The organism is Streptomyces sp. NPDC002868 (genome assembly GCF_055563295.1).
Window position 1 is genome coordinate 1 of sequence record NZ_JBVHDR010000041.1, and the last position, 18,891, is coordinate 18,891.

An 18,891-nucleotide genomic window follows, 5' to 3' on the forward strand; every position below is an offset into this window, starting at 1 on the left:
CAGATGTACGGCAGAGCGGGCTTCACCCTCCTCCGCCACCGCATCCTCCTCGGATAGCCCCACACTGCGTTACCACCGAATGTGAGACAGGGCCAATTTAACGGCTGATCTTGGTTGTTGAGGTTCAGTTGTCGGCCGGGGTGAGCCGGCCCTCGAAGGCGATCTGGAATGCGTTGAGGGGCGCCTTCCAGCGCATGGTCCATCGCTTGCGACCCTTGCCGGTCGGGCCGAGGCTCATCAGTGCCATACAGACGCACTTGAGGGCGGCCGCCTCGTTGGGGAAGTGCCCGCGGGCCCGGACGGCCTTGCGTATGCGGGCGTTCACGGACTCAATCGCGTTCGTCGAGCAGATGACCTTCCGGATCTCGACGTCGAAGGAGAGGAAGGGCACGAACTCGGCCCAGGCGTTCTCCCACAGTTTGATGACCGCCGGACACTTCCGGCCCCAGGCTTCCTGGAATTCCCCGAACCGCTCCGTCGCCGCGTCTTCGCTGGGTGCGGTGCAGACGGGCCTGAGGGCTTTGGCCAGGGCGATTTCAAAGTCGAGATGATCTCGTAGGTGTGCAGGTCACGGCGGTGTGACGATGATCGGTGGGCGCGCGACGTACGCAGCGAAGCCCCGTTGTGCAGGTGACCTTCCCAAGTCGCCTTTGCCCAACGGAGCTTCGATGTGCCGCCAGTCTGCCACCGTCTGTCTGATCAAGTCGCCCACGCGTCAGCACCGTGTGACCGGTCCGCTGGGCCTGCGGCTGCAGACGCTGGCCGATCCGCGGTGTCGGCGCGGGAGGCGTCACCCTTTCGTGGCCGTCATGTCGGTGGCCTGCTCGGCGCTGGTCGCCGGCGCGAAGTCCTTCGCGGCTATCGGGCAGTGGGCGAAAGAGGCTCCGCAGGACGCTCTCGAACGGCTCGGGGCCCGTACCGCGACGGCGTTCGCCGTGCGTATCGGGCCCAGTGGCGCGACGATTAGGCGGGTCATCCAGCGCACCTGTCCCGGCGGGCTGGCTGACCTGCTGGGATGCGATCCGGCCGGGGCCGACACGCTTGCTGTGGACGGCAAGAGCGCCCGCGGCTCGCGGCACGACGGCACTCCGGCCGCGCACCTGCTGGCCGCGATGACCGGCGGCGGCCAGACCGTCACCCAGCTGCGAGTCCCGGACAAGACCAACGAAATCACCTGCTTCGCGGCCCTGTTGGAACCGTTCGACCTGACCGGGGTGACCGTGACCGCTGATGCCCTCCACACCCAGCGCGAGCACGCACGCTTCCTCGTCGAGGACAAGAAGGCCCACTACGCGTTCACCGTGAAGAAGTTCTACGACCGCAGCACCGGCCACGGAAGGCTGGAGACCCGCGTAGTGCAGGTACTGACTGTCACTGACCTCGGCGTCGACTTCCCGCACGTCGCCCAGGTCGCGAAGATCGTGCGGCACCGCACCTCGGCCAGGACCGGCAAGCGCACCCGCGAGACGGTCTACGTCATCACCGACCTCACCAGCAGACAAGCCTCCCCCGAACGGATCGCGAAGGCCGTCCGCTCGCAGTGGACCATCGAGAACCGGCTCCACTTCGTGCGAGACACCGCCTTCCGCGAGGACGCCTCCAAGATCCGCACCGGACACGGACCGGAGAACATGGCCACTCTCCGCAGCTTCGCGATCAACCAGCTCCGCCTTCGGCCACACCAACATCGCCGCCGGACTCCGCGAGATGGCCCTCCGCCCCTTCGAACGGCCACTGGCCCTGCTCGGCCTCAGCTGACCAGCGCAGACCCAAGATCACGAGACTTTGCAATCGCCCTGGGGGAGGCCGTCCTCCACGCAGGCCCAAGTGATGGCGCCGATGGGCGCGTCCGTAGACGTCGGAGCGGCTATGCCGACATCCCCTTCAAGGTGAAGGCCGGCGCATGAACGCCGCGGCGTCGTGCATAGTCGATGGGCGGAGCCGTGGGTGTCGGGGGGCCAGCACACGGAGGACATTGCGGCAGCCACGGCGAGTGCGGAACGCAATAGCTTCACGATTCCTTCGTGCGAGGGAACGACCCTGCTGTGGTCGGTGCAACGTCCTCGCATGGAAGGAAATCACCGGTCTGCTGACGGGCCATGCGAGAGCAATGGCGAAATCCGCCGTGTGCAACCGCCGGTAATTCCGCCGGTCATGCCTATGGTCGACGGCCGAAAGACATGTCGGGCCGGTAAGTCGAGGTCGGGAATCAGTGGCACCGGCTATACGATCGCCCGCGGCTCTACGGCAGTTGAGGGGGACAGGAAGCTCGCTGCCGCGACGCCTACTTCAACGCTGGGGGCGAAGTGTCAAGAAGCTTGGGCGCCGCTGATGCGGGCGCCATGGTGTTCGGTCCGCTTCTGAAGGCGCTGCGGCACTCGGGCAACTGGACCCAAGAGATGCTGGCTGAGCGGTCAGGCGTGAGCGTACGGACCATCAGCGACCTTGAGCGGGGCCGTATCCGGCGTCCGCAGCAGCGGTCGGCCGTGGCGCTGGCGGCCGCCCTCGGGGTGGCGGGGGGCGATCGGGAGGAGTTTCTGCGGGTGGCGCGCAGCGGGCCGCGCCTGGTGGTGCCGGTGCGGGCTGTGGAACCGCCGGGTACGCCCCTGAGTGGCCGTCCGGCCCAACTACCGCGGCTGCCAGCGGGTTTGGTGGGACGAAATCAGGAGCTGGCTGCGCTGGCCGAGGCCACCGCCGTGGGGACCGGCAGGGTGTGCGCAGTCATCGGCCCGGCCGGAGTGGGCAAAACCTCCTTGATTCTGCGGTGGGCGCACCACGCCGCTGCCGAATTTCCGGACGGGCAGCTTTTCGCCGATCTGTGCGGCTTCGCCGAGGCGGAGCCGCTCGAACCGGGCGCCGTATTACGCGGCTTTCTGGCCACCCTCGGGCTGCCCCACCAAGCCGTGCCGGAGGATGAGGCCGCAGCGCAGGCCCTCTACCGCTCCACGCTGGCCGGGCGCCGGATACTCGTGGTGCTCGACAACGCCCACAGCTCCGAACAGGTGCGCCCGCTGCTGCCCGGCAGCGAGACCTCCGCAGTGGTCGTCACCAGCCGTAACCGGTTGCAGGGGCTGGTAGCCCGCGACGGCGCCCGCGCCGTCGTCCTGGACATGCTGGACCGGCGGGAGAGTCTGCTCCTGCTGACGGCCGTGCTGGGACGTGAACGGATGGCCGGCGCATCGGAGGCCGCCGGACAGCTGGCCGATCTGTGCGGTGGGCTGCCGCTCGCTCTGCGTATCGTGGCCGCCCGGCTGGTGGCCCACCCGGCCTGGACCGTGGAGTCGCTCGTCGGTGAACTCGCCGATGAGCGGCGTCGGCTCAGTGCGCTGTGCGCCGAGGACGCGGATGTCGAGGCCGCGCTGGGCCTCAGCGTCCGTACGCTGCCGCCACCCGCGAAGGCGGTGCTCGGGCTCTTCGGCGTACATCCCGGTGGCGATCTCGACGCCGCCGCGGCGGCCGCGGCACTCGGCTCGACCCGGTCGTCGGCTGAACGCGCGCTGCTGCAACTGGCCTCGGCCCACTTGGTGCAGGAACGGGTCCCAGGCCGCTACGGCTGCCACGACCTGGTACGGCTCTACGCCCGGCAGCAACTGGACCGCCCCCGCCGGGCCGCGCTGCTCCGGCTGCTGGACTACTACCTCCACGCGGCTTACGTCGCTTCCCGTGCCGCCGACCCTTCGGGCCGGCCCTGTTGCGACCTGCCCGCCTGGACTCCACCGCCCCCGGTTCTGCCGGCGTTGCCCACGTACAGGGACGCGATGCGCTGGTACGGCACCGAGGCGGAGAATCTCACCGCCATGGTCGACTTGGCCCGCACCTTGAGTGAACCGCGACGCGCCTGGCGGCTGACCGTCCTGCTCTGGCCGCTGCTGACCGCTCGGCACCACCGTGACTGGACCGCGCTCCTTGCACAAGGGCTCACCGCCGCCGAGGAGCTTGCCGACCCTGTGGCCCGGTCGCGGGTCCTGGTGCTGCTCGGTTGGGCCCTGACCGAGTCCGGCCGCTGCGGGGAGGCCCTGGTGCGGCTGCGGCACGCGGTCGAGCTCGCCGAGGGCACCGGCGACCGCTGCGACCAGGCGACCGGTTTGGTCAATCTGGGTCTCGCCCTTGCCCGCAGCGGTCGGACACAGGAGGCCTTTTCCCACCTCGAGAAGGCGGCGGCCCTCGCCCGGGACATCGGCGACGAACGCACCACGGCCCTCGCCCTGCAGAGCTCCGCCCGGCTCAGCCTCGAGCTCGGCAGGCTGGACGATGCGCTCGAACAGGGTCGGCAGGCACTCGAACTGCGCGCCACGGCACCGCTCGGGCTGCTGGAAATCCTGCTGCTGGAGATACTCGGGGCCGCCCTGTGCGGGAGCGGCCATATCGGCGAGGGTGTCCCCCTGCTCCACGAGGCGTTGGCCCGCGCGCAGGCGGAGCGGTATCTGCCCGGTGAGGCGGCTGTCCTGGAGCACCTGGCGCGAATACTGGCGGACACCGGCGCCCCGGCGAGGGCTGAGGAATACCGGGTTCGGGCCCGGGCACTGCGCGCCGAGCTCCGTGGCACGAGCCTCGACCCTCCGCTCGACAACCGCTGACACAACTCGACGCTGTCATCTGCCCCTACTTCTGCCGGTACTTCTGCCGATGTTCCCGTGGGTTGTTCCGCATGGTCTCGCAGCGGCCATATTGCTTTGCTGATCAGGCGAAATCGAATCGGCGTTGTGCGAGGTCGCTCGTGCTTCGCGTCGACGGGAAAGGATGCGATGAAACTCAAGAACCGAGGGCGAGCCGCGACAGGAGCGCTGGCCGTTGTGGCCGGGCTGGCGGTGTCGGTCATGCCGACGGATGCGGCATGGGCTGCCGGGGACACCGGCGCGATGACGCGTCAGGCCCAAGCCGGCTCCCCGGCCACAGCACTCGCCCCAGGCGACATCTGCCAAGTCAGCCAGGGCAGTGGCCACCACTGCTGGAACACCGACACGCAGCACAGCATCGGGATTCGCAACATCGGCGACTATCCGGTGGAAGTGAAGAGGAACGGCGACCCGAGGTGGTACCGCATCGAGCCGGGCCGGCGGATGGAACTCAACGGCCTCGACTTCTGGGGAGACACCGTCCGCGCACGGGCCATCGGCGGCAACAGCTTCATCCGGCACGACTGATCCGGGCGTGTTCCTTTCGGACAGGCGGAATCGAATCGGCGTTGTGCGAGGTCGCTCGTGCTTCGCGTCGACGGGAAAGGATGCGATGAAACTCAAGAACCGAGGGCGAGCCGCGGCAGGAGCGCTGGCCGTTGTGGCCGGGCTGGCGGTGTCGGTCATGCCGAAGGATGCGGCATGGGCTGCCGGGGACACCGGCGCGATGACGCGTCAGGCCCAAGCCGGCTCCCCCGCCGCAGCACTCACCCAGGGCAAGGTCTGCGAGGTCTTCACCAGCAGTACCCACTGCTGGGATACCAGCACGCAGCACAGCATCGGGATTCGTAACGTTGGCATTTACCCGGTGGAGGTGAAGAGAAACGGCGACCCGAGGTGGTACCGCATCGAGCCGGGCCGGCGGATGGAACTCAACGGCCTCGACTTCTGGGCGGACACCGTGCGTGCACGAGCCATCGGCGGTATCGGGTACATCGAGCGAGAGTGAGCTGAGCAAGCTTCCGAACCAAGGGCACGCGTCGCCACCACGGCGCGTGCCCTGGCACGTCACGTGAGCGCGGTTGCACCCCGCTCCGGCGTCATCCAAGACCGACCGGGGCATCAGCTCGTAGTCGGCGGCCGTCGGACCAGCGCCCGTCCCGCATCGCCGTACCAGACAGAGATCGTTCCCGCCCTTCCGCTCTGTACCCGCGAGCATTGAAAAGTGGCCCCGCTGCCCTTGGTGTCCGACGTTCCCAGCCGCCTCCGTGATCCGCCGCTTACGGCCCTGCCCGCCCAGATCTTCCAAGCCCACCAGGCCGGACCGGTTGAAGCGGTGCAGCCAACGCCACAAAGTCCGTCGTAGGACGCCCTGTCGCGCGGTGCTCATCGGTTCCCTGCTGCCCGCTCCCCTACAAAGGGTCGAGGAGCGGGGCAACGGGGTCCGCTCGCGAGGCGGCGGAGGAGCTCTTGGCTCTATCCTTGAGTTCGGTGTTGTGGTTGATCAGCCTCACCGTAAGTCGGCGGATCTCTGTGGGCTGCATCCGCTGGATGACTAGTTCCCCGAGCACGTCGCCGCTCCCCCAGGGAACTTCATCCACTGGGCCCCGACCGGCGTCTTGTTCAGCCCTTTGCTTGGGCAGCTCCTCAGAGTCGGGCAGTCGGCCTGCGGTTGGAGGCGGTGATTACGTCGTTATCACCGTGGGCCGTGGGTGAAGACTCTGCTGTCTTCGCTTGCTGAGTGATTACGTCGCTATCAGTGGATGGCTTGGCTCGCGCGGCCTGGCGCTGCTGCTTCTTCTCTTCAGCCTGCTGAGCACGCGCGTCTGCTGCCGCGCGTTGCTCTTGAGGTGAGAGTTTCACCAAGCCGCGTACATGTTCGACCTTGCGGCGTCCGGCTTCGAGGTCGGCCTGGAATTCGGGTTGCAGCGCCAGGAGGGAGAGGCGCTGCGAGATGTAGGGCTGGGTCACACCGAGGCGTTTCGCAGCCTTGTGTTGGGATCCGTAGAACGCGACCAGCGTCTTGAGGGAGCTTGAGCCTCTTCTAGATCGGAGAGATTCTCTCGCTGGGCGTTGGCGACGAACGCGGCCTCCAGTAGGGCTTCGTCGGTGGAGACTCGTGCATCGTCGATGGTGACCTTATCGAGAGAGGCCGGCTTCGCGTGCTCCTGCGAGACGGCGGTGGCCGTCCACGACCACGTACTCGGCACCAGGTCCAGCTCTGATGCCCGTTCAGGCCGGTCTCGCAGATAGGCCTCGACCGATGCCACGGTGATCGCTTGGATCTATCTGGTCGAGGGGCAGTGTGCTGGGGTCGCCGACGCCGAAGGCTGCGTCCGTCAGCTGCCGTCGCACGCTGCGGGCCTGGCCAGCTCGGGCGAACGAGGAGGATGCTCCGAGCTGGTCCTTCTTCGAGCTCACGAGATCTCCCTTGCGATCTGCCGCATGAGTTCCGCCTGATCGCTGTGTAGTGCGTACGCCAACAAGGGCCGGCGCATCCGTACGGCTTCGCGTTGACCGCGCTCGTGAAGACCCGGCTCAAACGGATGCAGTACCGGCCCGGCCTCATCGACGGCTTCATCACCAAGACCCGGCTTGACTTCAGCCTGCCGTAACCCCAGCTATCGAAGATCTCTAGGTGTGACCTCTCGCCCGGCGAGCCCGATAGAACCCACACTTAACATGACGATACGGTACAAACATGACGGAATATCCTCGCGACATGTCGCAGCAACGAACAAATGCGCCCAGCCACATCTATTACTTCGAGATCGGGGCGGGCGTCTGGCGAGGGAAGTTCACCTTCCATGTCACCTCCTGGCGGCGCCTCATGCGCAGCGGCATCGGGATGGTGAACCGGTTGCTCGTCGTCATGATGCGCATCGTCCAGCTGCTGACCGGCGCGTCTAAGCTGGACTCGACAATTGTGGCGAAGCCACATGAGGGCGAGTTCGGTCAGGCCGACAATGTGGTCAAACTCTCCAAATTCGGCGTGACGCTGTACCTCTTGAAGGAAACGTACGTACTGGACAGCGACGGCAGTGCGGTCACTGTACACGCGGCCGAGAGATTCGGCCCCGTGCCGCGCATTCTCGCGCGGACCTACACATACCCCGCGGAGATCCGCGACGAAGGCATGGCTTCGACCTATCACATGCCGCTGCTCGGAACCCCTTGGACGGCGACGTATCAGGTTGCCGCCGACCGGTGCAATCTGTCCGGGGAATTGGTCTGCGAATGGGCCACGGCGAGAGAGAGCGCCCGCCGGGTCAGCACGTCGGCTTGACCATCAAGAAAGGGTATGCCGAGAAGGTATTCCGAATGACTGCAGAGTTCACGCTTCCCGCCGATAGGGTCACCCAGGTCGCCGGATTGCTCGCCGAGCGCGTCCGGCTGTATGACGCGGCGAAGGACCATCGCGCCGTGTTCGCCTACACCTACTACCGCCTCACGATGAACCTCGCCACAGGGCTGCGCACAGACGGCCGCCAGTTCATCGACCCGTCGTGGGTGGCCGACTTGTGTGATTCCCTCGCGTCGGCCTACTTCACGGTGATGGACAGCATTGATACATGGCTGGAAGGACAAGACGGTGGCTCATCCGGCGAGGTCCATTGCAGTGATCTGCCGGAAAGCATCCCGCAGCCCTGGAGAGACGTTTTTGCCGCTTCGAGCAGCCGGCGCTCCTACGTCTTGGAGGATCTGATGTTTTCCATAATGGCGCATATGTCCTATGACCTGCCCGAGACATTGCGACGCATGGCCACTCCCACGGGCATTCGCAACCACATCGCTGACTTCCACCGTATGAACGACGTGCTGGCGGCCTCTATCGACGAGATCCAGGACCAGGTCGCTGCCCGGTACTGCCGTCAGATGGCGTCTTTGGACCGGCTGTTCACGACCGACGAGCTAATGACCAATTACGGGATCCGGGTCGTGCGAGGCTTGGCTTGGTACAACTGCGACAGGCTCTTGGATCCGGCGGCGACCGAGTACGCGTCCCGTTCGATCAGCAGAAGCACCGCCGCGATGATCGCCGCGGTCCGCTCACCCGGCGACTGGAAGCTGCGCATCGGCTATGGCATCCTGCGTCGGTTGATTCCCGCCCGTCGGCAATGGCCCGCAACGGATGCGCCCATCGCCTAGAGATCTTCGATAGCTGGGGTTTGAGCATGAGCAGGCCGATCGCGTCCCAGTCCACCGAGGGGTGCTTGCCACGCCGGTCGATCACCGGCTTGTCGGCGGCCGCCGTGAGTTCGTGCTCATCCTCCAGGAGGCGGCGGAGCCAGTAACCGTCCCGGTGTGCACCAAGGAGCCGGGTCGCCGCCCGCATCTGTTCGTTGCCCACGCCCTACAGCAGGCTCAAGGCGAGCTGCTCGCCCGTGGTGCTGGCCCTGGTCACAGTCACCGGCGTCTCCGTTCGCTGGGGGGTCGGGGCCGGGGTCGGCCCGCCTCACTGTGCGTCACTGCGCGCGGCCGCGCCCGGCCGCCCGCGCTGTACACGCTGGGCGGTCCCCCGGACGAGCTCTCCGACCGGCCCACCGTCACAGCGGGTCAACCGGCCTGTCCCGCCCTCTGGTCGGCGTCGTGACTGGGGCAGCAAGCCTTCACTGTGGCGATGTAGAACACCGGGAGCAGCAGGAACACGGCCAGGGAGACGGCGGGGTGCGGACACCGTGTCCAAGTTTCGGCGGCCGGGGGCAGCTGGCACGATGAGGCAATGCCGCGTGTCACCCGGCAACACCTGTGCGCACACGCGGGCTCACCAAGGGAGACTGACATGGTCGGCGACTTTCCGGCGCCCGAGACGGGCATCCTGCTCACGCACTTCCTCACGGTCTCTGACGTGGCTCGCTCGCGAGTCTTCTACGCCGACGTACTCGGTGGACGCGTCGTCCAGGAGGAGAACCCCTGCGTCGTCCAGCTCGCCAACAGCTGGATCATCATGAACCCCGGTGGCGGTCCCACCCCGGATAAGCCGGGCATCACCCTGCAGCCCCCCACCGACCCCAACACCACCAGCAGCTTCCTCAACATCCGGGTGGCCGACATCCAGGACTGCTACCAGCGGTGGAGCTCGCGAGGGGCCCAATTCCTCACCGAGCCGCTCGATCGGAAGGCCGAACTGCGCTGCTACATGCGGGACCCGGACGGCTACCTCATCGAGGTCGGCCAGGCCACCGGGCTCCTGCAGGGCATCCTGGCCGACCCACCGGCCAGCAACGGCTGAAGGCCGGGAAACAGCGTCGCCTGGCCGTAGCAATACGAGAACAGGGCCGGGAAGGGCAGTTCGCACTTCGGGCAGCGCGTGTAGCCGTCGGTCAGCTCCTGCTCGTCCTCGCACAGGTGCCAGCCGGCCTGGTGGTCGTCGTGCTCCAGGTATCGCGTCAGGGGGCGTCGAGGTCGTCGGACCCGTACCCGTCGTCCGCGCCGCAGTAGCAGCCGTCGCAGGTCATGCACGCGGAACATGCGTCGCACCGTGCGCCCCGTGGTGGCCACAGGCCGGGTTGACGTCGTTGGAGTCAGTGAACGGCGCCAGCACCGCCGCGCCGGTGCCCATGAAGGTGTACGTCATTGGTCCGCCTCCGTGATCTGGGTGGAATCGTCCGGCGTCGCGGCCGCGCCGACCTCCTGGCGCCTGCCGACCGGTCGGTGAGGCCGCGTAGCTGATGTCGACGTCCGCCCGCTGGACGGCGAACGGCGCGTGGCCGGGGACGTCGGCCCGCTCGATGTCGGCGGCGGACCAGGGCATTGCGGTGTCGACGGGGATGAACCCACGGCCGGCCAGCCCGCGAAGGCGACGGTGGCGGGCTCGGACGGCGTCTCAGGATCGTGGATCTTGCCGTGGGTGCGCAGCCAGTTCTCGACGTCGGCGAGGTGGAAGGTGGGGCTGGCCTCGGTGCCGCCGACAGGCTCCGGGAAGTCATCGCTGCGGCGGCGCCAGTTGACGACGGCGGCGCGGCCCACCCCGGCCGGCCGTCCGATCTGGGACAGGTTCACCTCGGAGTCGCTCACGGACGTCCCCCTCATGCGAAGGAGACGCGGACGAGGACGGCCAGGAGCTCGCCAGCGTTGGCGGCGCGCTGCAGCACGCTCTGTCCTCGGCGTCCTGCACCGGTTCCACCACCAGGGCGTGCTGGGCTTGGTCGAGCAGGTCCCACCAGGACTCGGGCAAGGTCACCGTCTTGCTCGCGTCCCACAGATGCGGATACATGTCGTAGCCGTCGGGATCGACCTCAACGGATGTTCTGCAGCGACCTGGTGGCGATGTCTGCCCGCAGCCGCCAGGCGAAGTCGAGCTCCGGGAGCTGGCGCGCGTCACAGGGCTGCCAGTCGGTCCGTCGGCGCAGGTCGGCAAGCCCGGCGCTCGCGGTCTCGCCCTCCAGCGTGAGCATGGGCAGCGGCCGCCCGTCCGGCGTGCGGGTGGTGACGAGCAGCAGCCTGTACCCGGGGACGACGTCGGAGTCATCGGACAGGCCGGCCTTGCTGACGGGGTTCTGGCCGGGCCCCGCTCCCCCGTCCGCCCACGTGGTCGCGCCGCCCTGCGCGTCGAGGTCGACGATCCGCAGAACGTTCGGGTCGGCCCCGCCCAGCGCCCAGTGGTCCAGCGCGTCGTCGAGCAGCTCGGCGGCCGCCCGGGCGAACGGCGACCACGTCCTGGTCGCCGCCGACACGGTGGGCGAGTACTGGGCGCCGGCGTTCAATGCCAGCCCGTACACGGCCCCGGCGAGTACCGCGAGCGTCGGCCGGTGGCCGGTGACGACCTTGCGCGTGAGGGTGTCCTGGCACGGGCCGCACCCGGCCCGGCACGCGGCCCAGGCGCGAGGCGTAGTCGACGTTGATCTGGTTGCCCGCCGCATAAGGCAGGCCCTCGAGGAACGACATGTCCACCGGCTCGTGGCGGTGCACCTTCCCCGTGGCGGCGGACGCCCGGGAGGCGCCGGTCGTCGCAGCGCGCTTCTTGTCCCCGCTCTTCTTGCGCTGGTTCTTGACGATCACAGTCCTCAACTGGCGTGCACGGACCCATGACCCGATACACGCGCGTGAGAGATGACTGCGCTGATCGGCAACTGCGCCAAGCGGCGGTGTACTTCGCACTGATGCGCCCGGACCGTGGTCCCGCGTACCTTCGCCTCAGAGAGCTCCCAGTCATGGGCTGAGGCCTGGCTTAGGCCGGTGCACGGCCCGTGTTCAACACGATACCGGCCGCCACTGACAGCCGGTGTGTGAATCCGTCCCCTGCTGGGCGACGGATCGTCCAGGATGGCGCGCCATGGCGAAGCCCCTCAACCCCTTCGATACCTCGGTCGGCCTTCGTACGGAAGCGGAGCTGGCGGGCGCCGAGCTGCCCGTTCCGTCCCTCACGGGACACGACGGGTTCGTGATGCGCACCATGGCCATGCAGGGCCTCAAGCTCCACCGCCCCGAGCACTGCCTGGGCCTCGCCGAGACGGGCCTGGCCCGTGCCAAGGGTCGCGTCGACGCCCAGACCGAGGCCCTGTTCCGGATCGTGCACGCCCACACCCTGGCCAAGGCCGGCAAGCGGCGTGCCGCCCTCGCCGAAGCCGAGCAGGCCCGCACCCTGCTCACCGCCGCCCCCGGCGACGACGTCCCGTTCTGGGCCCTGGCCTGGGGACCCCCAGCCCCCTCGGTGTACTCCCGCACCGCCAAGGTCCACGAAACCCTCGGCGACCACCGCGCCGCAGCCGAGCAGTACGCCCTCGCGGCGAAGTCCCGACCCGCCGACACCTACGCCCGCCTCGTCGCCCTTGACCTGGTGGCCGGCGCCGAGATGCACCTCAAGCGCGGCGGCATCGAGCAGGCGTGCGCCACCTGGAACCGGGCCATCGACCACATGGCCGGCATACGGTCCGTCCGCACCCGCAAGGCCATCGCCAGAATGCGCGGTGATCTCGCCCGGTTCCGCGCCCGCGGCCTGCGGTGCGCGGCCGAACTCGACGAACGGGCAAGAGACTTCCTCCCCGGCACCTGAGGTCCGTTTCGGCGGCTACACCGGGCTGAAGGCAGCGCTGCCGCACAAGACGCCGCGATCGAACTGACAGAGTTCAGGCATCACGGTGGAGCAGGGCCTCCGTGTACCGGCGGACGATCGGCTCCAGGTAGTCCACGTGCGGGCCATTCAGATCCGCGAGCTCGTCCGGGGAGCGCACCAAAGCGATCTGGTCAAGCTCAGGTTCGCGACCAAGGGCCCGGTTCGCGGCCGCCAGAGCTGCGAAGCGCTCACGCAACACCGCCGCCGACTCACGCCGGGCGAGGTAGGTGAGACCGACGCTCCGGCGCTCGCCGCGCGTGACGACCCACAGAGCCAGGTCCTCGGGTGCCGTGTCGAGCCCGGTTTCCTCGGACAGCTCGCGCGCGGCGTGACGGCGCAGCGATGACTCATCGAGCACCTCGTGGTCTTCGGGCGGCTCGACTGACCCGCCGGGGCGTGCGGTCGTGCGCCTGCAGAGTGCGGAGCTCGACGTACTGATCGCGCTGGCGAGGGGGCGCGCCACGCCCTGGACGGCGCCGCCGACCACCCCACCCGGGAATGCCCATTCGTGGTCGAGACCATTGGACCGACGGCTCGTCGGCGCCTCTTCGAGGGACTCGCGGCCGACCACGGTCACAGGCCACCGCCGACTGGCAAGGGGCGCGCACCACAGCAGCAGTCCGGCCTCGCCCCCAGGCGGCCGGGGCGAACCGTCGTCCCTCGTCCCGATTACGCCGGCAACCCCACTACGACGCGAAGGGACGTTGTCATAGGGTTTCCTCGTGGAAGCCTTCGCCCGGCAGGAGCGTCGGCACGATCTCGCGGATGTCGTCTACGTGCCGACAGGGCAGGATCCTGACCGGCTCAGCGCGGCGATCGGCGCCGAGGAAGCGCTCGTGGCGCTGAAGGTGCGGTACGGCGGGTCGGATCCGTCCCGGGCGCCCTGGCTCGTGGCTTCCCGCCCCTTCCCGCTCGGTAAAGAGCTGACCCGGCGCCTGGAGCGACTCGGAGCCGGGATCTTCGCGCTCTGCGACGCGGTCCAGGACCTGTACGCGGAAGGCGACCCACACGTCCGGGCCGTACTGGACATCGGTGTTCCCGTGGACCTCCGCGGCCACGACCTCGATCGCGTCATCGAGCTGTTCCGGCTCGACGTCGTGGTCAGCGAGCAGATCCCGCGTGTGACGGAGATGGAGGAGGCCTTCGGCAACGTCGGGAAGATGCACGCGCTGGAACAGGCCTACGGCGTTCCGGCCGGGCCGCTGTTCCACGCCTTCCACGTGCGCGGCATCGACCGGATCTGGATGGACGACCAGTACCCGACCTATCGCCCCGAGAACGAGCTGGTGGCCCGCCGTATGCGCGAGGAATTCGGCCACCCCATGGACGTGGAGTTCTTCTCCGCGTTCCGTGACGACGGACGTACGGGTTGGCGGTTCGCCTACGTCAAGGAGCTGCGCCAGTACGAGACACAGCTTCGTCGGCGGATCGTCGCGGCCGCGGAGCGGCTGATCAACCCGTTGTTCCACGGCTACGGCACCAAGGCGCTGCTCTCGCTCGTATGGGATCCCGTCGTGGAAACCAGGATCGCCGACCGGCTCGGCGAAGACGCCCTATCCGTACTGCGCACCGGCGTGCCGCGATCGCGAGTGCTGCCGGCACGGCCCGACGAGGCGCTGCTGGAGGAGCTCAAAGCCCACGGCCGGGACAAGGTGCTCAAGGTGATCGACGCGAGCGCCTCGGAGTTCACCTGGGGCAGCCGAGGCGTATTCTTCGGCGACCATTCGGCGAGCCGTTGGCGTCGTGCACTCGACGCGGCCGCTGCCGGCCACGTCCCGGGCCGTCCGGAGGCCACGGCCGCCCGCTTTCTCGTGAGCGATCTCGTGGACAGCGACCGATTCGATGTCGAGTTCCTCCACCCCGAGAGCAGAGAGCTGTGCGTCATGCCCCGAGCGCGGATCCGCCTGACCCCGATCTACGCCCGCGAGGCGGCCGGCTCCCGACTGCTGTGCGGCCACGCCACCTTCGTCAACACCAGCCGCAAAGTCCACCTGGGCCGTCACGCCATCTGCACCCCCTTCGTGCGCGCCTGACTCGTCCGCGCACATGGCCCGGACCTCCTGGCCGCCGTGCGCGGCAGGTCCGGGCGCTCGTGTCCGTATCGGCCGGGACGCGGCGCATCCCCCAGTGTCGAAGACCCCCGGTGTGGACGCGATGGTGAAGGCTGCGTTCGCTTCTACAGCCGTCGGCGTGAGCACCCCGCTCACGCTCTCACCTCGTGCGACGCCTGGGGAGTGTGCTGCCCTGCGCTCTGGGGAAGGGAGTGTGGGCCGCATGGACATGCCGATCGAGATGACGGTCGTGACGGGCGGGCTTACCTACCGCCCCATGACCTCGATGATCGAGCTGCGGTGCTGGAGCTGATCGACGCCGACGGGCTGCCCGGCCAGTAACCAGCCCACGAACTTGGCGCCAGCCAGCATGAGCCTGCGCGAGGCTGAGACCCGACGAGTCGGGTGAGGTGGCGGGGGCGGTGTGCTTGGGGTTACGGGCCCCCGCCGGAGCCGGGCTGATCGTGTGGCTGCACGCCCGTGAGGACTTCGAGGTGATCGCCGTGCTCCTCGCGCTGGCCCGGACCCACCTCGACCACCGACCGCTGTACGCGTGCACAGGTGAGCTCCGCCGCCCGCCTCCCCACCGGCGCGGGCTTCCTGCCCGTAGACACCTTCACCGTCTACCACCGACGCCCCTGAACCCTGCGGAACTTCCCCGACGGGGCTCGGTTCTGGTGCCTTCCGCACGCTGTGGGGTCTTTGGTCCACTGGACAGAAGCACCCCTCCGGGTTTCGCTGGACATATGCCGCATTTGATGAGCGGTCGTGCGGCAGAGAGCGGCCGGGCCCCGGTCCGCGCGTCGGTATGCGGGGCCCGGTACGCCACTGACGGGGACACGTGAACCGCCCATTTCTCGCGGTCCGCGGGCGGACGCATCCTGGTTGCTGCGGAAGGCATGCGTGCACGAACCGACGTCACCGTCCAGCCCCCATTAGGGCTGCCCACTGATGCGCGCGCCCCCACCGCGCCCGCCCCGGCTGACCGGAGGATGCATGCTGCGGCACGGGCACCGTCAAATGGTTCAACGCCACAAGGGATTCGGGTTCATTGCGCAGGATGTCGGCGGGCCGGACTTGTTCGTGCATTTCTCGACCATCCAGATGAACGGCTATCGGGCGCTGGTCGAGGATGAGCGGGTCCGGTACGAGATCGTGCAGGGAACCAAGGCACCACAGGCCGATGTCCACCTGCTAGGTGCGGAACGACACTGAGGGTTGTGCGTCGGGCCCGTGATGGGTGGTGGTGATGGTGGAACGACAGGCGGCGTCGGTGGAGGTGACCCCGGATGGCTATGTGGTGTCGCGCGAGGGCACGACCGTGGTGGGGCGGGGGGGTGACCGAGGCCGATGCCTGGCGGGATTTCTGGGCCACGGTGCTTGCCAACTGGCGGCCGCCCAAGGAGACCACACAGTGGCGGCGGGTGCGCACGATCCGGGTACGTGATCTCTTCGGCTGAGCGCCGGCCGGTGGGGTTCCGTCCTAGGCGCGGTGGCGACCGGCGCGCTGGGGACGGAGCATGCGGTGCGCCGGTGCCGCTGTTCTCAGGTCCGAACGGCTGCTGGCCCTGGAGTGCCCAGGGCTGCTACTGGCCGTGCGGCGGCTTGGTCTGCGGCTGGCTGATCTGCTGGGGGCTGTAGACGGACATGCGGACTCCTCCTTGAGCCTCCGGAAGCACAGACGGACGGCAGACCGAAGGGCCCGGCCCGCCGCCATCGAGCAGCAAACCACCGACCGACCAAGAACATATTCCGGGACATACCGCCAAGAAATGTAGCCCCTACCGGCGACGACGCTGACGGTGTCATCCGCCCTGCGCACATCCACCGCAGGCGGCTGGCCGAAACACGCCGGTGGGCGCAGGCTGGAACCATGAGCGTGCACCCGTCCCCCGACGCTCATGGTGTGCTGCCGTTGCTGTCTCCGATGCTGGCGGTGATCGGCCCGCCGCCCGGGCCGGAGACCGAGGCCGAGTACGCGTACGAGACACTCTGGAACGGTGCCCGAGTCATCGCCCATCTGCCCGGGGACGGAAGCCTGCGGCTTCTGTCGCAGACCGGGATGGACATCACCGGCCAGTACCCCGAACTTCAGACGCTCGCGGGGCTGCTGCCCGTGCCGGAGGCCGTGCTCGACGGGGAGATCGTGACCCTCGACAGTGACGGGCACCCGTCGGTGGAGCGGCTGCAGCAGCGCATGAGCCTGCACCACCCGGACGCGGTCACCCATGCAGCCAAGGACCTGCCGGTCCAGTTGATGCTCTTCGACATCCTGTACCTCGGGGAACCCACCGTGCAGCTACCGTATACCGCCCGCCGGGACCTCCTCGACGACCTCGGACTCGCTGGTGTGGGCATCGCGACACCTGCGGCCTGGCCCGCGATCGTCTCCCAGGCCCTGGAGCAAAGCCTCCACGAGGGCTACGACGGCGTGGTCGCCAAACGCCTCACCAGCCCCTACCTGCCCGGACGCCGCACCCGCGACTGGATCAAGATCAAGCATCTGGACACGGGAAAGTGAGCACCCGGCAGCCGGGAAACACACATCCCGCTCCGGTGCTGGGGTGTCCAAGCCGACTCCACGCGGTGGCAGAGAGAGCGCCAGGCAACTCGGGGCAACAGGCAGGGCCCCCGGCGACAGACGGCTCGTCTCGCCCTGGGCCTCCAGCGGCAGGTCACGGGTGTCGGCCAGCTCGTACATCTGCCCGAGTACCTCGGCCCGCCCCCCCACCGAGACCGCGTACGACAGCAGACCCCGCAGCGCCGTGAGGATCACGTTGATACGCCGCTCTCCCCGGGCCGGCTTGGTTCCAGGGCCGAACGCCACGCCAGTTGAGCCGTTGACCAGCTGCGATGGCGTGTACTTCAGCCAGACCATGAACAGACCCAGATCCTGTGCCGCCTCTGTCCAGTTCCGTCCAGTCGTCAGACACCAGCGGAAGTAGAGCGCCGCCCCGCTGGCATGCGACTTCGTTGTCGGCTCGGCCCGGCCGCGTCCGACCCAAAGGAACGGCAGCCACTGATCGGCGAATGGAACAACACGTAGGTCATCGCCGATGACGGTCCAGTACCGCTGCCCGGAAGGCAGATCCACAGGAAACGTCCGCATGTACAACTCCGTTGGCCTGAGGGTCAATGCAACAACCCGCCACAGAGCCACACCCCCGAGAAACGAGTCTCAGAGCATCAACGAACCCATCCCGTACGACGTCACACCACACCGTTCGCGCCCCCAGAGAAGGGCGGCCCATCGTGTGACGCGGCCTGACGAGAGTCTGCATCGATGTTTGCCCGTACCCCGCGCAGTAGGAGTCATCTGGAGAACTTGGCTCGGCGGAGCCGGGGCTGCCCCCGTGACAGCCTTCGGCGGGTGCATTGGCGGCCATGCTCCCTAAAGCGCGGGGGGACACGTTTCCTGCCCTCGCCCAAGGCCCTCAGACGCCCGCCGACACCCGCCCGGAAACCATCGCGCAGACCTACGATTTCTCCGTTGGTTAAGGGGACCGGATGGACCGGAACATACGCACGGTGGATGACGTACCGATACTCCTGGACGGCCTGTTCGCGCCGGAGGCCGACCGCTGGACGGCTGCTGCGTCCTCTTGGTGGGACGGTTTCTACGCGGACGGCTCCAAGCCGGTGCCGTTTTTCGTGGCGAAGCCGGACGAGAACCTGGTCTCATATCTCGACCGCGGCCTGATCACCCCGGGCCGCGCCCTCGATCTGGGCTGCGGCCCAGGCCGCAACGCCCTCCATCTAGCCTCGTTGGGCTTCGAGGTGGACGCCGTCGACCTCTCCAGAACAAGCTCAGCGGTGGAGCAGGCCCTGGGGCCGCGTCGGCCGTCGGGCTGGGTGCTGGCGAAGGCCGGCGGCCGCGGGCCCGGCCGGGGAGTCGTGCACGCCGTCGACTGCGAAGAGGCACCGCCCGGGGAGCCGGTGCTGAGCCTGGAGCGCGCCCTGGACGCGGCGCAGCACCCGGGCACCCGGCTGTGCAGTCTGTGCAGTCTGTGCGGTGCGGCGGCCGAGCTCGATCCGGTGCTGAAGGGCTTGGGCCGCGGCTTCGGCGGCGAGGACTAGTGTCCTGCGTCAGTAGTTGATCGTTAGTTGTTGTGTGACTTCTGCTGCTGGTGCGTCAGTTCCTCGTCGGGGCCCGAAGTTGGAGCCGCTG

At 68.2% G+C, this 18,891-nt stretch carries 17 protein-coding genes and 4 pseudogenes; 14 read left to right on the plus strand and 7 right to left on the minus strand.

Annotated elements, in window-relative coordinates; genetic code table 11:
• Positions 1-124: 124 nt before the first annotated feature.
• A pseudogene (locus ACZ3H8_RS39135) lies at positions 125-529 on the minus strand (transposase); the annotation flags it as partial.
• A 139-nt stretch (positions 530-668) separates the two neighbouring features.
• Here ACZ3H8_RS39135 and ACZ3H8_RS39140 point away from each other — a divergent pair.
• From ACZ3H8_RS39140 to ACZ3H8_RS39155, 4 genes are all read left to right on the plus strand, one after another.
• Positions 669-1,907, plus strand: a complete 1,239-nt coding sequence (locus ACZ3H8_RS39140) for an ISAs1 family transposase (protein ID WP_467409947.1) — start codon at positions 669-671, stop codon at positions 1,905-1,907.
• A 435-nt stretch (positions 1,908-2,342) separates the two neighbouring features.
• Entirely contained in the window at positions 2,343-4,577 is a 2,235-nt protein-coding gene (locus ACZ3H8_RS39145) for an ATP-binding protein (RefSeq protein WP_467409970.1), read from the plus strand.
• A 168-nt stretch (positions 4,578-4,745) separates the two neighbouring features.
• The gene (locus ACZ3H8_RS39150; RefSeq protein WP_467409948.1) at positions 4,746-5,144 is read left to right on the plus strand and encodes a hypothetical protein; all 399 of its coding nucleotides are present in this window, start codon (positions 4,746-4,748) and stop codon (positions 5,142-5,144) included.
• Between the two features lie 133 nt (positions 5,145-5,277).
• Positions 5,278-5,625: a hypothetical protein gene (locus tag ACZ3H8_RS39155; protein ID WP_467409950.1), complete on the plus strand. Its 348-nt coding sequence runs from the start codon at positions 5,278-5,280 to the stop codon at positions 5,623-5,625.
• Positions 5,626-6,263: 638 nt separating this feature from the next.
• On the opposite strand, the gene ACZ3H8_RS39160 is transcribed toward ACZ3H8_RS39155, so the two are convergent.
• Entirely contained in the window at positions 6,264-6,587 is a 324-nt protein-coding gene (locus ACZ3H8_RS39160; protein ID WP_467409952.1) for a hypothetical protein, read from the minus strand.
• The gene (locus ACZ3H8_RS39165; protein WP_467409953.1) at positions 6,584-6,886 is read right to left on the minus strand and encodes a hypothetical protein; all 303 of its coding nucleotides are present in this window, start codon (positions 6,884-6,886) and stop codon (positions 6,584-6,586) included. The genes ACZ3H8_RS39160 and ACZ3H8_RS39165 overlap by 4 nt, the downstream gene beginning before the upstream one ends.
• 431 nt (positions 6,887-7,317) lie before the next feature.
• Here ACZ3H8_RS39165 and ACZ3H8_RS39170 point away from each other — a divergent pair, with 431 nt between their 5' ends.
• The 3 genes from ACZ3H8_RS39170 to ACZ3H8_RS39180 all read left to right on the plus strand — a co-directional run bounded on the left by ACZ3H8_RS39170 (position 7,318) and on the right by ACZ3H8_RS39180 (position 9,849).
• Positions 7,318-7,902: a hypothetical protein gene (locus ACZ3H8_RS39170; protein WP_467409954.1), complete on the plus strand. Its 585-nt coding sequence runs from the start codon at positions 7,318-7,320 to the stop codon at positions 7,900-7,902.
• Positions 7,899-8,765 carry a DUF5995 family protein gene (locus ACZ3H8_RS39175; RefSeq protein ID WP_467409956.1) on the plus strand — a complete coding sequence of 289 codons (867 nt, stop codon included), beginning with the start codon at positions 7,899-7,901 and terminating at the stop codon, positions 8,763-8,765. Before ACZ3H8_RS39170 ends, ACZ3H8_RS39175 begins: the two co-directional genes overlap by 4 nt.
• 634 nt (positions 8,766-9,399) lie before the next feature.
• A complete protein-coding gene (locus ACZ3H8_RS39180; RefSeq protein WP_467409957.1) occupies positions 9,400-9,849 on the plus strand; it encodes a VOC family protein in 450 nt (149 codons plus the stop codon).
• Positions 9,850-10,071: 222 nt separating this feature from the next.
• On the opposite strand, the gene ACZ3H8_RS39185 is transcribed toward ACZ3H8_RS39180, so the two are convergent.
• From ACZ3H8_RS39185 to ACZ3H8_RS39195, 3 genes and pseudogenes are all read right to left on the minus strand, one after another.
• Positions 10,072-10,194, minus strand: coding sequence for a hypothetical protein (locus tag ACZ3H8_RS39185; RefSeq protein ID WP_467409959.1), 123 nt, complete (start codon positions 10,192-10,194; stop codon positions 10,072-10,074).
• 260 nt (positions 10,195-10,454) lie between these two features.
• Positions 10,455-10,649, minus strand: a pseudogene (locus ACZ3H8_RS39190) (hypothetical protein); the annotation flags it as partial.
• 206 nt (positions 10,650-10,855) lie between these two features.
• Entirely contained in the window at positions 10,856-11,479 is a 624-nt protein-coding gene (locus tag ACZ3H8_RS39195) for a hypothetical protein (protein WP_467409960.1), read from the minus strand.
• Between the two features lie 413 nt (positions 11,480-11,892).
• On the opposite strand from ACZ3H8_RS39195, the gene ACZ3H8_RS39200 reads away from it, so the two are divergent.
• The gene (locus tag ACZ3H8_RS39200; protein WP_467409962.1) at positions 11,893-12,612 is read left to right on the plus strand and encodes a hypothetical protein; all 720 of its coding nucleotides are present in this window, start codon (positions 11,893-11,895) and stop codon (positions 12,610-12,612) included.
• 73 nt (positions 12,613-12,685) lie between these two features.
• Here the strand turns inward: ACZ3H8_RS39200 and ACZ3H8_RS39205 are convergent, their stop codons facing one another.
• A complete protein-coding gene (locus ACZ3H8_RS39205; protein WP_467409964.1) occupies positions 12,686-13,243 on the minus strand; it encodes an NUDIX hydrolase in 558 nt (185 codons plus the stop codon).
• 151 nt (positions 13,244-13,394) lie between these two features.
• On the opposite strand from ACZ3H8_RS39205, the gene ACZ3H8_RS39210 reads away from it, so the two are divergent.
• The 6 genes and pseudogenes from ACZ3H8_RS39210 (at position 13,395) to ACZ3H8_RS39235 (ending at position 18,800) form a co-directional block, all read left to right on the plus strand.
• Positions 13,395-14,705 (plus strand): hypothetical protein, encoded by a 1,311-nt coding sequence (locus ACZ3H8_RS39210; RefSeq protein WP_467409966.1) that lies wholly within the window; start codon positions 13,395-13,397, stop codon positions 14,703-14,705.
• A 1,024-nt stretch (positions 14,706-15,729) separates the two neighbouring features.
• Positions 15,730-15,938, plus strand: a pseudogene (locus ACZ3H8_RS39215) (cold shock domain-containing protein); the annotation flags it as partial.
• A 122-nt stretch (positions 15,939-16,060) separates the two neighbouring features.
• Positions 16,061-16,183: a hypothetical protein gene (locus ACZ3H8_RS39220; protein ID WP_467409968.1), complete on the plus strand. Its 123-nt coding sequence runs from the start codon at positions 16,061-16,063 to the stop codon at positions 16,181-16,183.
• Between the two features lie 413 nt (positions 16,184-16,596).
• Positions 16,597-17,244, plus strand: a complete 648-nt coding sequence (locus tag ACZ3H8_RS39225) for an ATP-dependent DNA ligase (RefSeq protein WP_467409969.1) — start codon at positions 16,597-16,599, stop codon at positions 17,242-17,244.
• A gap of 986 nt (positions 17,245-18,230) precedes the next feature.
• Positions 18,231-18,521: pseudogene (locus ACZ3H8_RS39230) on the plus strand (class I SAM-dependent methyltransferase); the annotation flags it as partial.
• Positions 18,522-18,536: 15 nt separating this feature from the next.
• Positions 18,537-18,800, plus strand: coding sequence for a DUF6233 domain-containing protein (locus tag ACZ3H8_RS39235; RefSeq protein WP_467409973.1), 264 nt, complete (start codon positions 18,537-18,539; stop codon positions 18,798-18,800).
• The last annotated feature ends 91 nt before the right edge of the window (positions 18,801-18,891 follow it).